The sequence below is a fragment of the Anaerovibrio sp. JC8 genome (assembly GCF_002100115.1).
Taxonomy (GTDB): Bacteria; Bacillota; Negativicutes; order Selenomonadales; family Selenomonadaceae; genus Anaerovibrio.
Genome location: NZ_ANBM01000004.1, coordinates 182,139 through 199,766 on the forward strand (window position 1 = coordinate 182,139; position 17,628 = coordinate 199,766).

Consider the following 17,628-nt stretch of genomic DNA (forward strand, 5'->3'; position numbering starts at 1 on the left):
AGGCTACACGGCTGCTATCATATCCCCACAAGCTGCCGCGATTTCCCTCTCTGCCTCTTCTGCTATCTGTCTGCTGTCCCCGCTGACGCTGAGATACAGCTTTAATTTTGGCTCCGTGCCGCTAGGACGTACCACCACGGAAATATTGTTTTCCAGCTTTATTTTCAGCACATTGGACTTTGGCAGGCCGTTAAGCCCCTGGCTGTAATCCTCCACCTGAAGTACCTTGCGGCCGGCAAAAGCATCCCCGGCAGCCACATTTTCCCGCACATGGGTCATGATAGCCTGCATTTTGGCCATGCCCGCAGAACCATCAAACTTGTAGCTGTGAAGGGTATTCAGGCAATATCCGTACTTGGCATACAGTTCATTGAGCTTGTCCAGCAGGGATACCCCATGGGTCTTGTAATAGCTGAACATCTCGCAGACTATGTAGGCACCGTCTACGCCGTCCTTGTCCCGAACATAGCCCCCGGTGAGATAGCCATAGCTTTCCTCAAAGCCAAATACATATCTGTCTTCTTCGTCATTGCTCTCCAAAATTCCTATCTGCTCACCAATAAATTTAAAGCCAGTAAGGACATTGATGGTCTCCATGCCGTAATCCGCCGCAATTCTGTCGGCCATATCAATGGTAACAATGGTCTTTATAAGGAGAGGCTTCTCTGGCATGGTGTCGTGCTTTGTCCGCTGGCTGCAGATATAATCCAAAAGCAGCAGCCCCACCTCATTGCCGGTGAGAAGCTGATAATCCCCGTCATTATTTTTCACTGCAATACCAACACGGTCACAGTCCGGGTCCGTGGCCAGCATCAAATCCGCCCCGATCTTTTGGCAATACTCAATGCCCAAAGCCAGTGCTTCCTTTATTTCCGGATTTGGATAAGGGCAGGTTGGGAAATTGCCGTCCGGTTGTCTCTGCTCCTCCACCAAGGTAATGTTGGTGTAGCCCTCCTCCTTGAGAATCCGGGTCACAGGCTCCAGACCGGTGCCATTTAATGGAGAATAAACAATGGACACATTCTTGTCGATGTCCTCCCCGTAAAGCACGGACTGGTCCTTTACTGCCTGCAAAAAGCTGTCAAAGACCTTATCCTCAATATAGCTGATTTTTCTGTCATCAAGGGCAGCTTCAAAGGAGGTGGTCTGAACCCCATCAAAAATGTCCACCACTTCAATGGATGCCAATATCTCCTTGGCCGCCTCAGTGGTAATCTGGCAGCCATCAGCCCCGTAAACCTTGTAGCCGTTGTACTGGGACGGATTATGGGAAGCGGTTATCATAACACCGGCACTGGTGCCCAAATAACGCACTGCATAGGATACAGTTGGCACCGGCAGCAGACGGTTCCAGATAAATACCTTTACCCCATTGGCCGCAAACACACTGGCCGCTACCCTGGCAAATTCATCGGATTTCAGGCGGGAATCGTAGCCAATGGCCACGCTGGCCTCCTGACCATACTGCTGACGCAAATATGCAGCCAAACCTTGGCTGGCCTTGGCTACAGTATGAATATTCATGCGGTTGGTGCCGGCACCGATAACGCCACGGAGTCCCCCGGTGCCAAAGGCCAAATTCCTGTAAAAGCTGTCCTCTATCTGCGCCTCATCATAGCCCCGCAGCTCTGCCTGCAATCCCTCATTGGCCTGCTCCAGCCAACGCTTATATTCTTCTCTGTAATCTCTCACTTCTGTCATTTAAAACCTATCCTATACTTAAATTTTTTGCTACATTATATGATACAATGCTTTAGCCTTTTTGAAAATATCATTGGCTAATTTTTAGCTCAGTTTCGGCGGCTTCCAGGGCCTTGGCAATGGTTACATCCATATCATATTATGATTTCTCTTTTATTTCCCAATGACCACTATAACCACGCCCCACATAAGATAGTTGTGGTATCTTCTTTATTTCCCGCTCAATTGTTTTCTTACTAACACCAAGGTTTTCCGCAATATTTGCTCTTGTCATTTTATTATTTTCACGAATCATTTTTAAAATTGCTTTAGCATATTTTCCTTGGGCGACATCTTGGGCGACATCTTGGGCGACATCTTGAGGGACAACCTCATGTCTATCATAATAATTCAAATTATATAAAATCAAAACAAAACCACTATTATCAGCAATGAATTTAGGCATCAATTCTTCTCTCGAATTTTCCTGAAAATCATAATCCTCAAGAATCTTCTTGAAACCGCTGCCACGACGCTCCATTAGTAGTAACCTACTGAAAATATCAGCCAATACCGGATTGCGTCTTTTTGAAGATATGGTTCTTAAATCTTTTCCTTCGAGGGTAGAGCCATCCACCATACCACCCGGAGAATAAATCTCCAAACGGTCATCAAACATATCTATGTGTACTTCGCTGCCTATTTCCAGGTAATTTCTATGAATCAAGGCATTAACCAGTCCCTCAGTTACCGCACGTTCAGGATACTCCGGATATTCCACTCTACTTGTAGGTAATTTCCTCCATGCTTTTCTGTTATTCCGCATTATAAATTTAAGACCATCTTGAAACAACGAAACTAGACCACCTGAGTATTCTTCATCATCTATGGCATCCATCAAACCTGATGCTTTAGTAAGTCCATTCCATCTGGTGCAAAATACACGGGAATGCCTTACAGGAGATTCATCCGCAAGAAGAGCCCCAGCATTGGTAAGATTGCCATTCCCATCCACTATCCCGAAGGACTCATAATCCGTTTCTTCAAAGGATTTACCTGTACGCTGCTTATATACGGAACGGAGTTTGGTAAATGCCATATCTTCAAATCTGAACTTCGAAGGGAGGCTGTCATAACTCTGACCACTTCCCCGAATTATAAGTTCCCGAAGCTGAGCAGGCGTAGCCGGAATGCTTTCATTGCCAACACGTATATAGGCTATCAGCTGGCCTTCACCAGAATAGTAGTATGGTGTTTCATCGCCAACCATCACCTCTACCATGATAAGGTCTTTACCCTCAACTTTTTCAAAGGACAGTTTAAACTTAGGAATAGGATTCATGCGGTTCTTTATTGTTTCGCTAATAATCTCCGCATCACCCTTGGCATCATCCAAACCGATAACCTGTTCATCATCCGACAATCCCCAAATCAGTTTCCCTCCGAAAGTATTGGCAAAAGCACTGACACTCTTCAACCAGCTTTTGGGCTTTTTAATCTCAAGACTTTGCTTTTTGTCGTATTCAGTTGATTCACCAATAAGATGTTCAATCTCCATATTAATAATCCCCTAATCTATTCCGAACCTCATAATACGTGAGTTATACGTTATTTACAAACACTACCAATTTCCTCCCCAACAGTCCGTAATTCACTAATAACGGCATTAGCTGTAAGAGCATGGTATAAAGCAAAACTTCTATCTTCCTCTTCTTTCTCCTCTTCACTACGAGTATCTTCAGACACTCCCAGTTCCTTACGAAGGTCTTCATAATCATGGAAAAACTTTTTCTGTTCCTCTAAAGGCATTTTTTCTATTTCTTCAATCTCTTTAATCGACGCATCCAATTCCTGTCTATGCTCTTTCTGAGATTCTTCGGTCATTCCATTAAATGTCATTTCCTCCAACATTGCGAATATACAATCTTGCAGTCCAATGCGTTGTAAATTACCTACGCTCACCTGATAACCAAGTATCTCACTCCAAAGATTAAATTCAAATGCATAACCTTCAGGGCGGCCTTCATTTATTTCACGTATATACCGCTTTATTTCATCAGTCGGTAAATTCTTCAAATTATCAAATGAATGAAAACTGCGTTTTGCTATAGCCGTGCAATATTTACTCAGTTCATCACGTTTATACAAACATACGTCAATATATTCATCAACCTCACCGTCCCAATTATCCCATACGCTTGAAAAAACAGCTATATCATCTGACTTCACATAGGAGTAGCTGGCCATTCGAGAGAGAAAATCACTCCAAGAACGAGATATTTTTCCATAATCATGTACACTGAGAACATTATCACTCTCAATAGTTTTCCGCACTATCGCATCAAGATCAACCAACTTCAGTAGTTCTTGTACCGTTATAAAAGCTTTTGTCACGCCAGTCCCCCCATTCACTCTATTTCTTAATTATCTTTTTTTAAAATGATTACGTATCATAAGTTTTTAACTCACTTTCAGCATTTTCCAAGGCCTTGGCGATGGTTACATCCATGTCATAGTAGGAATAGGTTCCCAGGCGGCCACCGAAAATTACGTTATTGAGCTTTGCCGCCTCTGCCTTGTACTGGGCATACAGAGTACTGTTTTTCTCGTCATTAACAGGGTAATAAGGCTCGTCTCCCTTTTTCCATTCTGAGGAAAATTCCCGGGAAATCACGGTTTTCGGCAAATCATTGCCATTTTCATCCTTGCCAAATTCAAACCACTTGTGCTCAACAATCCTGGTCCATGGTGTTTCCCGATCCGTATAATTAACTGCCGCATTGCCCTGGAAATTAGGCATATCCAGCAGCTCATTTTCAAATCTTACCGAGCGGTATTCCAAGGTGCCCAGCTTATAATCAAAGAACTCGTCTATTGGGCCGGTGTAGAGGATTTTCTCGGCAATATTTTCGTACCCACTCCGTTTTTTAAGGAAGTCCACCCCAAGCCGAACTTCGATGCCCTCCAGAAGATTCTCCACCAGCTTGGTATAACCACCCATAGGAATCCCCTGATAAAGGGCATTGAAATAATTGTTGTCGTAGGTGTAGCGCACCGGCAGCCGCTTTATGATGAAAGCTGGCAAATCCTTGCAGTCACGTCCCCATTGCTTTTCCGTGTAACCCTTAATGAGCTTTTCAAAAATATCCCGGCCCACCAAAGAAATGGCCTGCTCCTCCAGATTCTTTGGCTCCCCCTTTATCTCCTGCCGCTGCTCCGCAATCTTGGCCGCCGCTTCCTCCGGAGTCACCACTCCCCACATCTTGTTGAAGGTGTACATATTAAAGGGCAGGGAATACAGCTCTCCCTTGTAGTTTGCCACCGGAGAGTTGGTGAAGCGGTTAAATTCAGCGAATTTATTCACATAATCCCACACGGTTTTATTATTGGTATGAAAAATATGGGCACCATATTTGTGGACATTAATGCCCTCCACCTTTTCCGTGTACACATTTCCCCCAATATGGTCCCGCCGATCGATAACCAGCACCTTTTTCCCTGCTGCCCTGGCCTGCTGGGCAAACACCGCACCGAACAGGCCGGAGCCTACTATTAAATAGTTATACTGCATAGAATGGTCCTCTCTTTTGGTTTTAAGTATCAAACAAGCTGCCATAATCACTGCGGTCGTCCAGCACTAAATCTATATATACAACCTTTTCCTTTTTATTCACCCGATAAACCAACCACAAATGGAGCCAAAAAGGAATCAGTCTATACATAGGTGGCAGATACTTCAACCGACGCGCCCCACGTTCAGGCATATTTTCCAAAGACTCTTTGCCACTAATAAAGGCATCAATGAACTTTTGCCCCAAAGCCTCATCCTGCACAATAGTAAGCTCAGCGGCCTTTGTCACCAACTGCTCTTTTGCATTTGGTGAAACAATTACAGTATATTTCATTTCTTAGCCGCCTCTTTTACCGCCCGTCGCATCATCTCCACAACTTCATCGCAGGAATAATCTGGTACGCCATCACGTCTTGCTTCTTCTATTCCCAATAGTTCTTCCCTAAGCGAAAAAGCTGCCTCACGACGGTTATAATTATCTATGTCCATTACAACCAGGTCACCTTCGCCATTCTTGGTTAAATAAACCGGTGAAGCTGACTCCCGACATAGTTTTGCAATACCATTATAATCCTGTCTTATGGACGCTGATGGTTTTATTATGGTTTTCATACCGCTCACCTCGATATAGCAATATTTGTATTATATTTATATGTAATTATACTACATTGACTTGTTTAGGTATAGAAAAACCTCACCCAACAGCTAAAAGCTGACGGATGAGGTTATGTTTCATTGTAGCAAATTAAGTACATTGCTACTATTCTGGTTAGACTGACTCAACATAGCTTGGCCAGACTGAGCTAAAATTTCAGCCGTAGCCAAATCCAAGGAACTCTTCGCCATATCTGCATCCCGAATAACAGACTCCGCGGACATGGTACTTTCCTGATCTGTAATAATATTCGCTTCTGCGTGTTCCATGTGAACTATCTGAGCACCAATCAATGTATTGGCATCGATAAGGTATTGAAGCCCCTTGTCCAATGTTCCTTCAACCTTAGGAGGCCCATCCGTTCCCAATAGCTTCTCCCTTTTCTCACTTGTCATAACACTATAATCGTCCAGAGAATATGTCCCTACTTTGTAACCAAATATATGGTCCATGGTAGTCTGTGGAATCCTGACATGAATATTGGCACTGGCGCGGTCAGTATGATGGATAACCAAATCATTAACATATATGTGGCGTACATCCTCTACAATATTATCCAATACACCATCAGCAATTTTAGCACCGTGAGACTGTTTATCCGGAAAACTACTATCATTAAGAACAGTAAAACGCCGTTTATCATATATTGTAATGGTTCCTTTATCATAATCGGCCGCCAATTCAAACATATGCTTGTAGTCATTTATTAGCCAATCAGCCAACCCCTGAGGATTTTTATTGCCATCACCTTCGTAAATTGTCTTCACCAACGACTGCACATCCGTCACATCAGATACATCCACCACAAAAGTCTTAATATCCTGCGAACCAGTACCACTCTTCGGTCTGTCATCTGCTACTGGACTAATACCATTGACAAATTGAAGATTAACCCACTGCGACTTATCAGTAGCACAATAGAACCTCACTCCTTTACCATCAAGAGTCGCAGCAATATCTCCATTAGTGCCAAAAAAACTTGCGAAATCAATTGTATAGTCCCGTAAATCCCCTTCCCGGAAGGAAATGTATTCTTTATCTGCATCCAAACCCAATACATCAGATTCAGACGTATTATTAGGATCATAATCTATTTTACCAGCCGTATATGACCTGAATTTTAAGCCGATTGTAGCATCAGAAGAATCTTTTACTTCTTCCGTTAGCTTTATAAATTTATATTCTGAACCAACATATCCATAGGTGCCTACCCGTGGAGTTAACAAATCTGCAAATGCCTTTGATACAGTTTTCCCCCCTTCAACACCTTTTCGTAGGGTATCTAGGTCAATAATATTATAGCCATTTAACTTATATATGCTCTCTATGGCAGGTGCCTTACCACTGTCAATAAATTCATATCTTAACTCATACAAATATGGATATCCATTATTTCTAATATAGTAACCGCGTGAAAAACCTTTCCCAACCAATGCATCTATAAACGCTTCTGCTTTATCCATATCAGAGGTATTATACCCGGATAAATCCCAATTCCAATAAGCATATCCCCCCTCTATCCCTTCCTGTTCTGTAATTCCGCCCAGTGCCGTAGTAGTTTTTGCTTGAGTTATTCCGTCAGTTACACTATATGAATTTCCTGTTTCACCACTTACCAATGATGTCAGTTTCATGGTGCCACCAGAAAAATCGAGTCTCATACCACCATAACTGCTATTTCCGAAACTATAGCTACCTGTACAATTTTTCCCTACAACCACACAGCCAGTACTAGGGTCCTTTTCTGGTGGATTATTTCCACTAACAAAGATAACATGTTCAGTAAATTCGGCCGCTTCACCTGCCTTGCCTGCCTTCAACGTTATTCCCGAATTATCTGCCACACCGCTAATATCTTTAGATATGGTCGCATATGTAGGATATTTAACTATAACTGACTTAGGTTTGTCTGTTGCAGGATCATATTCATCGCGATATTCCGCATTTTGCCCATTCTCAAGGTGAAAATCTCCTAAACCAGTAGTTATAGCCTCCTGACGCATACCTGTTAATCCATATATATTATATTTATCAGTGTCATTTGAATCCGCAGCACTAGCTTTGACAGTAAATACTACCTTCTCATTTGATACAGAATCCACGCTTACATCATAATAACTGGACAACTTACCTTTAACAGTATTTGCTATTGCCGCAGCAATTTCATTTTTATTTGTTTTTCCAGAAATATCAATTACAACACTATTATCAACATATTTTGCATTTGTGTCATCCGTTAAGACAAAATTCATTTCCGGTAAATACTGATGATACTTAACCGCAAATGAAGCATTATTCAATGCAGAAATCGGTGTTGTACTTAAATCAATAGTAATTTGTTTGGCTTGACTAGTTGTAGCACCGTGTAAAAAAGACTTTGAATCATCTGCAGGATCACTCGCAGCCTGTGTGTCATACCCAGGTATCGAATTTACTTTTACTTTATTCACATTATACCCATCGTATTTAACCGAATCTGAATCACTGCCAAATGTATCAAACGGTCCTATCTGTTCGTCCAGGTCGCCGAAATTATCCGGTATCAAGTTCAGACTGTCACTGCCCTCTACCAAAACAGCTTTATCCAATATCCGCCAACTGCTCACTGTTTCTTGGACAGTGTCGCCTAACAGTAATAACTTTTTATTAAATGTGGTCTCTGCCGCAATATCATTTATCTCATCATAATACTGGCTGATTTCCTTCTGGATAATCGCCCTATCCACATCTGTATTGGTATCATTGTGTGCATCAATTACCTTCGCCTTAATGGTACGGAGAAGGTTAATCTGGCTCTGAATGGCACCCTCAGCCGTGCGTAACATAGAAGCACCATTCTTTACGTTGGCCTCGTCCTGTTCTAAAGCCCGAATACGCACCCGCATTTTTTCGGAAATAGCATATCCAGAAGCATCATCACCGGCATTGCGAATTTTCTCACCTAATGCAAGCTGAGCTGATGCCTTGGATTTTTTCTTGGTATTTTTGTTAAGTTCTCCCAAAATCATATTGGAAGAAATGTTATTGACAATTCCCATTTGGAGACCCTCCTCCAACAATGAAAACACTAACTGAATGAATAACATTAACTAAAATACTATTGTAACAAGCTAAGTACCGCCGACGAACTCTGATTTGCCTGACTCAACATGGACTGAGCCGCCTGCAGCAGAACATTGTTCTTGGTGTAGTCTGTCATTTCTTTAGCCATATCGGAATCCCTTATTACACTTTCAGCCGAAGTAACATTTTCCGTTGCCGTAGTAATATTAGCTATTGTATAGTCCAACCGACTGTGCAAAGCACCTATCTTTGTCAGTTGATCCAGGGCCCGCTCAATGGATTTATCCAACTGAGCAATAGCATTTGAGGCATCTGTCTGAGTCTGCACACTGACATTTTTGCCATTCTTGTCCTGAAGGCCAAGCGCTTGGGCATCCACATTGGAAAATACCGCATGGATATTCTGAGCTGCCTTGGTCCCCGTCTGGAAGAACAGGCCACCCTTTATCTGCATATATTCCATTGGCCAGTTTACTTTTAGGCCATTTATATAAGTGTGGTCATTATCCGGATTGGTCCAGTATTTCACAGACCCACCCTCCGGCACAACGGAATCCTTTGTTTTATCCTTGCGGCTCACTCCGGCATCATGACCAGTAATAGCCCCGGTATCATCATTGTACAGGTCTATATCACAATAATCTTTCAAAAAGTTGGCTCCAGCCGTTCCTTCATCCGCTGCCATCTGTGTCTGCATGGCGGAAAACGATGCAAACTTACCCTTTGTAGCGGCACTTACCGCTGCATCTATACGGGCAGTAGTCATTGCCCCCGTACCATCAGCCAATGAACTCATAAAATGCGTCAAAGCCTGTTCGGCAGTAAAGCCACTTTGAGCTGCCATATAGCGGAACATTACATAGCCGGCTGCATATTGGTTTTCATCCCCTGTACCCGGACTAGTGCTAAGAGTGTTCGCTATATTCCCCGCCAAGGACGTAATAGTATCCCTCCGCAAATCATCAATACCATGAATAACCTCAGCAGCTCCTTCTGTAATGCACTGATAAAGGCCGCCAAAACCCTCAATACTGGCCGACATTATGGCATGGGTCATTTCATGGGCAATTGTCCGGTCAAGGTAACCAGCTCCTGAATGGGTGGAAGCACCATTTACATCCCCATCCACCAAATCATTATAGTAGGTCATATTGACAGTCAATGTTAATTTATTAGTAACTCCGCCAAGAGAAGAATGGGTTACATACGCCAAAGTACCAGTTTCGCCTTCCTCTTTAAAAACCACATCCATCTCATTAACACTGGTATTGCCCTTATCAAAACCAAGGCCAGTGGAACGGGCAATCATATCAAGGCTGTTCCCAATCCACTCGGTATTGAGAGCCGCCATAATAGTCTGTTCCTTGCTATATGTATGATCAGCTGCCCCATCAAATATGTATTTTCCGTTAAACGTAACCAGGGCATTATCATTCAGCTGGTCAATATGCTGGTTAAGCTCTTTTTGAATAATGGCTCGGTCAGCGTCCGTATTAGTATCATTGGCCGCATCAATAGCTTTTTCCTTCATTGTACGCATGATGGCCACAGAATTTGAAAGTACGCCATCAGCCACCTTCAAAAGACTCTGGGCATTTTGAGCATTCTGGTTGTCCTGATCCAGGCTTCTTATCTGAGCTCTCATTTTTTCGGAAATGCTATACTCGGAAGCACCATCACCGGCACTATTGATTTTCATGCCGGAAGAGAGTTTCTCTACACCTTTATCCACAGCCTTACTGTTTTTCTTTGTCTCGCCCAATATAGTCATTGCCGCTATGTTATTGTTGATAACCATTGCCATAATAATCACCTATACCTTTAAAACAAAAACAACTCTTCTTATCTCGTTTATCGGTAAAACAGATGCGGGACTAAAGTCTAAACCAATCAATAATTTACCACAATCCATCTGGCATATTTTTTATCTTTCTTACAAACCACAGTAATCATGTCCAGAAAATTGCTGTCTGGGAAATTCCCATGAACACTAAATTATCCTTTATTTCACGCACTTTTTCCGAACTCTTGACGGCAATCACGACTTGATCAAAGCCACCCTGCCGCAGGTTTTCTACAGGAACAACGGGAAGACCTTGTTTCTGCATTTCCTCAGCCTGTCTATCCACCCAGCAGACCACTTCTCTTCCCTTCGCTTGCAGCTTGGCATAGAGGTCACGACCAAAATGCCCCGCTCCATAGAGAGCAATCTTATCAGCTAGTACACCAACGGGATAGCTGTTAGCCAACCCGAAAGGTAACTCCGTCTCATCAAGCTTTTTGTCCATTGCATCTATAGATACATCTTCCCCTGCCAGACGTCGCATGCGCAATTCGCCCACTTTCAGTTGCAGATTCACATCATCCTCATGCTTGCTCAGCAGTTCTTTTTCTCTACGTGTAAGCACAGCCCCATTATAAAAAATTGTCTTAATCCCCAATTCGCCGGCACGTTCAATATCCGAAAGCTTGTTATCACCTGTATGCACCCAGTGGAAAATGTCTAATGCTTCTTTCTCTTGAACTTGTTTATAGCTATTGCCACTCCATTTAGCCTTGAGCATATCCGCCGAAGAATAAATAGGCAATTCGCGGAACACCTCATCTACTTTAACCAACAACGAACGAAGTTCCCTCTCACCCAAATACATGTCAGAGATAAGTATAACCCTATGACCAGTTGCCAGCATCTCTTTCACATGTTTGATATTTTCATCCACACCTATGAGATTTTGTGTTTCAATATCCAACTCCAGCTTCATTAACCCCTGAAGTTGAGCATCACTCAATCCTTCTGCCTCGCCAAGACACTTGTATATATCTTTAAAGGTTATATCTTCACGACTATCGCTCTGCCCAAGTTTCCGAGCCTTGCTTTCATAATAGCAACGCATATCAAAAAAGCCCTGCCGTACCCGCAGAGGCAATCCCGGCAAAAGCTTCTCATCTGCCAAAGTCTCCTGCATTAAAGCAAATATTCCCTTCGGCGTTGCCACCTTGCGGGTAACGAGGGTATCAAATACATCAAAGGTCATCACATCGTCCTCGTGATAAAGGATGCGCTTCTTCAACTCCTCCCTAATGCGGGTAGAACTGGTACTCTCCGTATAGGGAAAAAACTCCACCTCAGAACCACGCTCATGCAGGGCAGTTATTAAAGGCTCCCAATTACCATGGTCATCTCCACAGAAATGACAATCATATCGATACTGTTCCCATATCTTTAGTTTGTCATCCGAACCAACATCAACCTTAATAACCTCATCCACATAACGGCAAGCCGCCACAATATCAGCCCGCTCCTCATAAGGTACATATGGCTTTTTGCCTTTATAAACCTCATTCAGCTCATCGGATACCACTCCTGCTATGAGATAATCACATCGTTCCTTGGCTCGCTTAAACAGATTAAGGTGACCAACATGGAAAAGATCAAAGGTTCCCTGCACATAGCCTTTTGTATATTTTTTCACAATGCTCACCTCCCCTGCTCATCCTCCAAAATCCATTCCCGTTCCTGTACATAAACCTTGTATTTCTTAATACCCATTTTTTCAAGTTGCTCCGAAATAGCCTTATAGTGAATACTACATATGATTAAGTGACGTTGACTTTCTGGCATATCCAAAAGTTTCTCGGGCTCAATGATTTCAACACCCTTGCGGGTAGTTCCCCACTTCTTTTCATCATTGTCCACAATAAAAGCAGGAGGATACGCCCTTCCATACTTCTTCATGTAATCCTCAAACATAAAGCCACCACCAAAAAGCACCACAGTCTTTCCTTCTGCGCCATCAAAAAGCTTCCAGAAAATATCCCGATAGCGTACATAAGACACCTCAGGATTAAAAATACCAAGGTGATGAGGTTTACGCTTGGACATAGGTGGTAACTTCATAAAATCACGACCTGCTGTCAGCTGCAGGCATTTTTCATATTCTTTTGGAGCTCTTACCAACAATGAACCAAAAGTCAGCTTTAAGCCTTCACCAAAAAAATCTTTTTCAAATATTCCCGGCGTAGTACCGTTGGTAAAAATCGCCAAATAATTCGAACCATCTTTCAAATCACTATGCAACACTGCCTGCAGTCTTCTGCATAGCCAACTGTGCGGCATAATTTTAGCAGCTAATGAATGCAATGTCCGCAGCCCATAAGGGATGTATTGACGTGATTCACCATAAATCTTGGCATAAAGCAGACTTTGCCATAAATGTATACGCCCTGCCTTCTTCTTGACCTTTTTCCTGTCAGAAGAACAATAATCCAAAGGCATAATATCCATCCAAATGCCCAGATGGCCGTCATGGCCAAAATCATCCCGTCCTATGCCTGTGGTATCATCATTTCTGAGCCGGACATAGCCCCCATAAAAGGTGTCAGGATCATTCTCCATAGTCTGGAGGAAATAAGGTGCTGGGAAAGCATGCCCCAATTCCAAAAGCCTATCATAATCCTCGCGAGGCATTACCACATCCACATCGTCATCCCAAGGAATAAACCCACCATGGCGCACAGCCCCCAACAATGTTCCAAAGAACACGTAATAGGTTAGTCCATGCGCCTGGCAGAACTCTTGAAATGCCCCTAAAATTCCATACTGTACCTGCCATATTTTCTTCATCTTGTCCGAAACAATATACTCGGGGCTATATTCTTCATCCAATCCCAAAATTAAGCTATTGCGTCGCATCTGCGCGGCATCCACCTGCATCCATCTATAAAAATGCTTATAAATATTATGCTGACGCACCTCTGGCAAAAAAACTTTGTTTTCCTCTTCAACAAACGCCTGCCACATCTTATCAGTGATGCTATACCGATTCATCAATTCACGGCGAGGAATATACTCTTCACTTTCTGGCGTAAATGCATATGTGTAGTGAATAGCCCTAAAAATAACATACTTGGCCGGATAATTTTCCCGTACATACTCCTGATCAAAAAACAGAATACCATTTTCCCCATAAAAAGAATTTAGGGGTATTAATTCCAAGCTGGCTTTTTCGAGGATAGGCTCCCATGGTTCAGCCGGTAATTCCTTACAAGCAACCATGGCACATTCTTCTATGTTCACGGTATCTGATGATTGCAGTATATACTGCCACAAATCATCAAAAATTCTGAGAAATAGTTCCGATTTGCTCCGTACAACATCCTTAAGAAAAATCGACAACATAGGCGCACTTATTCGCTGCATTTCTATCTGCCCATTTTGCCATTTCCCAGATAATACGGGTATCCCACGTTCCTTTAGATAAGTAGTTTTTTCAATTAAGCTCTGAGCATATGGCTCCCCCTGAGGAAAAAGGGGCTTCTTTGCTGCTTTACCATCAGAATACAGAACCGTGGCAAAGGCCTTGTCCCTTCCCCTATCGGTAGAAAGCGCAGCATAAACAATCTTTGAAAGTGCGTCCCTCTCATTAGCCAGTTCCAACAAAAACGAATTGGCAAAGAAAGGAAAGACTTCACCTTTTACAATATCACTGTACAGCTTGCTTTCATCTACCACAAGTGTACTGTTATCCAGGTGATAAACCATAAGCCGTTCATTGAGATTGTCCTCCGGCAAGTGTTCATCCGTATATATAAGCTGGGGTAAATGCCAGTCTGGCAATGGATAATAACACTTTATGCCAGACACTCCGGCATCTTCGGCCAGCTCCAGTAGTTCCTGTCTCGAAAAAGACTGTCTTCCACTTCTCTGCCAAATACGATTGATACCAGCAAATGGCCGATCAGCATTTCTATCTTTTTCGCCACAAAAATACCTAAGGCCCAACCTGTTATCCACTGCTATAAACAGCTTGCCTTCAGGATTTAAATGTTGCAATAAAAGCTTTATTACAGCACTAGGACCAGAAAGCTTGCCACCAGATAATACGAAATCCTGCTCTACCTGCTCTAAACCACCGGCAAGCACTATATAGTCATATTTCTCATCCAGCTCCCGTATATATTCCCGCCAATCTTTTTCCACCACAGTAAGTCCTGTGGTACCTTTGCAACGAAGCCTTATTCCCTCGGCCCTAACATAACTTTCCTCTACTGCTACGACTTTCTGACATTTCCTGCAAAAAAGCTCCGTCAAAGCACCGAACTCTGCTCCCAATTCCAAAAGCTTACCTTCAGAAGAAAAATCATACCATCCTAATAAGCCTTGACGATAATCTGCCAGTTGCTCGAAAACCTCAAAACGATGATCCCGTTCCAGAACAGAATCATAGTCACCATAGTTTTCGTCTTTTATATACTCCAATATATCCTTATCCACACAATCCATATTTCTGTCCTCTTTAACATTGCAGATTATCTTTCATAGTTACGTATCCCTAAAAGTTATAATCTCCATTTTCCAAAATACATTATCTTATCCTCAGAGATACCAATTTTTAGCATTTCGTCTTTGACTTCACCAGCTATCCATGGATTATACACAGCAATCCATACCACATCAAAGTGATACTCTGTCAAGTTATCAATAGTTCCCGTAACTGGCTGGCCTTCTTCCCTAAACTGCTTATAGTTTTTATCCAGCCAGCCTACAATCTCACACCCCATTTTTGTAGCTGCACTATAAATTCTGTGTCCCAGTACACCTGCACCATATATTACATATTTTTCACCGACAGCTCTGAATGGGAACCCCCGAAAAGCGGCATAAATATCCTCTGGCGGCAGTAGGTCTTTTCCCCAAATCTGCTTATACCTTTTTATGATTTTTCCACGATTTCTTTGGTACCATGCTATCTTGTTATTCTCCCAGGTATCGCAACGCAATAAGGAATAGTGTATATCAGAGCCCTTGTATTGCGAATAATCTGGGTTTAAAAGAAATAGATTTCTTATATCCTTATCCGTCAATATAGGAGCAAATTTTTTAATTTTATCTGAATACCCGGTATCTTCAAATGGCATATCAGCAAAAAAATCCAGCACATTTTTATCAGGTGTTTCACCTACATCATCTAGATAAAAATATGACATCTTGGCCGACGGTACCAAACTATACTGGCTATAACAATCCATATATGATTTGGAAAACTCACCCACAGCAGATAAATACTTATCGTACCCATAATTAGTTAATATATCCTTCTCTTTTTGGTCATTAACTGTTACAGGAATAATCCGTTCAATTTCCCCACTGTAAGCAACAGTCTGCCCATGCAGAGCCCGACAAAGCAGCTCTAACAACATACTATGGGACAATATCTTGGGCTGAAAATTATAATATTGGGCCTTGCCCTCTATACCATCACCAAACAAATTATAATAGAAAATCTTGACTGGTTTTTCGTATGTATCATGAATAATATCCACCATACATTCAGAGGTGAAACCAGTCCCTACCAATTCCACAAAGGCAAAATCATCCTTGGCAAAACCAATCTCCTGGCAAAGATAGTCCAGAGCCAGCTTGCGTTTCTCACTATGCTGCTTTTTCAGGAATTCACGAAACTCAGACTGCTGAGCTAAATAAAGTCCTAACCAGTTAAATGTCTCCGTATACAGCAAGTGCTCCGTATCCGGCCAATGCTCGGGAAGAAACGGTTTCATTTTATCTATCGATATTTCCAGGACATCAGCTATATCGGCAATTTTTCTGGCCTTGGAAGCAACCCATGGTCTGGTTATATTCAACAGCCTCTTTAGCTGTGCTTCACTTCCATCATAACCAGCCATACGCCAGGTACGGCGTGAACCATAAACATAATGAGTTTCAATAGGTAAATCCCATTTTTTTATTATTTCATCTGCAATTTGCTTCAGAACAAATCCATCTCTGGCGATAAAATATAACCTATGCACACCCATTTCCTGACTTCGCCTAATCACCCAATTTACATAAGGAAAAAGTATGGCTCCACCTACAGATACTCCCACAACAGACGGATTACTCCAATCTTTGTGCTTCAAGCGAAGATTTTTGGCCGTACCGATTGCCAACTGGGCAGCTGAATCATACGCCGCTTGCTCTAAATACCGTTTTTCTACTCCCCATAAGGCCGAAAAATGGTACTGTTTGGCCTGAATCCCAAGCCATTCAGGCACCTTTACATCTGCTGACTCCTCATCCCCCACATGCCGCCATTCACTATATGCAACCTGCTCTTTTCTCCTGATCAGCTCGTATAAGCTGCCAGAACTCTTGCATTTCCGCCAAATCGAAGAAACATATATGGGAATATCAGCAAAAACGCTGTCAGCATTATTCAGCATATTCCGAACTATAGCCTCATCTAAATACGTGTCGGCTATAAGGATAACCCTATTGCCTTCTTCCACCAGTTTCTTTATATTGGCAATATTTTCCTCAACGCCAACTACATTCTGTAGCTCAATTTCCTTTTCCAGGGCCATTAATTGTTCTATAGCAATCTCATTAAACTCACCGGTGGTGGCCATGGCCTTGTATATTTCCGGCAGGGTCACTTCCTCAACATTGACACCGCTGCGATAATTGCGTGCCAAGGACTCCGCCCCAACCCGCAAATCATAAAACCTGTTGCGGATTTCGGCAGATATGCCATGATATTTTTCCTCATTTTGCAAACGATGCTGCATAATGGCAAATATACCCGCTGGTGTTGCGGTTCGCCTGGTAATCAATGTATCAAAAATATCAAAACTGTATAGCATATAGTACACCCTGCCT

Annotated in this window: 11 protein-coding genes; all 11 read right to left on the minus strand. The window is 42.6% G+C overall.

Annotated features, from left to right (window positions below; all coding sequences use genetic code 11):
* Window positions 1-3: 3 nt before the first annotated feature.
* On the minus strand, window positions 4-1,701 hold the full coding sequence (locus tag D081_RS05240) for a phospho-sugar mutase (RefSeq protein ID WP_085023058.1): 1,698 nt from the start codon (window positions 1,699-1,701) through the stop codon (window positions 4-6).
* A gap of 139 nt (window positions 1,702-1,840) precedes the next feature.
* Window positions 1,841-3,238, minus strand: coding sequence for a helix-turn-helix domain-containing protein (locus tag D081_RS05245; RefSeq protein ID WP_085023059.1), 1,398 nt, complete (start codon window positions 3,236-3,238; stop codon window positions 1,841-1,843).
* 50 nt (window positions 3,239-3,288) lie between these two features.
* Window positions 3,289-4,074 (minus strand): DUF6557 family protein, encoded by a 786-nt coding sequence (locus tag D081_RS05250; RefSeq protein ID WP_085023060.1) that lies wholly within the window; start codon window positions 4,072-4,074, stop codon window positions 3,289-3,291.
* A 49-nt stretch (window positions 4,075-4,123) separates the two neighbouring features.
* Complete coding sequence (gene glf / locus D081_RS05255) at window positions 4,124-5,251, minus strand: UDP-galactopyranose mutase (RefSeq protein WP_085023061.1); 1,128 nt, start codon at window positions 5,249-5,251, stop codon at window positions 4,124-4,126.
* A 22-nt stretch (window positions 5,252-5,273) separates the two neighbouring features.
* On the minus strand, window positions 5,274-5,585 hold the full coding sequence (locus D081_RS05260; protein ID WP_085023062.1) for a type II toxin-antitoxin system RelE/ParE family toxin: 312 nt from the start codon (window positions 5,583-5,585) through the stop codon (window positions 5,274-5,276).
* Window positions 5,582-5,863, minus strand: coding sequence for a prevent-host-death protein (locus D081_RS05265; RefSeq protein ID WP_085023063.1), 282 nt, complete (start codon window positions 5,861-5,863; stop codon window positions 5,582-5,584). The genes D081_RS05260 and D081_RS05265 overlap by 4 nt, the downstream gene beginning before the upstream one ends.
* A 120-nt stretch (window positions 5,864-5,983) precedes the next feature.
* Window positions 5,984-8,944 (minus strand): flagellin, encoded by a 2,961-nt coding sequence (locus D081_RS05270; RefSeq protein WP_158087558.1) that lies wholly within the window; start codon window positions 8,942-8,944, stop codon window positions 5,984-5,986.
* Between the two features lie 59 nt (window positions 8,945-9,003).
* The gene (locus tag D081_RS05275; RefSeq protein ID WP_085023065.1) at window positions 9,004-10,773 is read right to left on the minus strand and encodes a flagellinolysin; all 1,770 of its coding nucleotides are present in this window, start codon (window positions 10,771-10,773) and stop codon (window positions 9,004-9,006) included.
* 145 nt (window positions 10,774-10,918) lie between these two features.
* Window positions 10,919-12,442, minus strand: a complete 1,524-nt coding sequence (locus D081_RS05280; RefSeq protein WP_085023066.1) for an adenylyltransferase/cytidyltransferase family protein — start codon at window positions 12,440-12,442, stop codon at window positions 10,919-10,921.
* Window positions 12,443-12,447: 5 nt separating this feature from the next.
* On the minus strand, window positions 12,448-15,252 hold the full coding sequence (locus D081_RS05285) for a LicD family protein (protein ID WP_085023067.1): 2,805 nt from the start codon (window positions 15,250-15,252) through the stop codon (window positions 12,448-12,450).
* Window positions 15,253-15,308: 56 nt separating this feature from the next.
* Window positions 15,309-17,612 (minus strand): hypothetical protein, encoded by a 2,304-nt coding sequence (locus D081_RS05290; protein WP_085023068.1) that lies wholly within the window; start codon window positions 17,610-17,612, stop codon window positions 15,309-15,311.
* Between the last annotated feature and the right edge of the window lie 16 nt (window positions 17,613-17,628).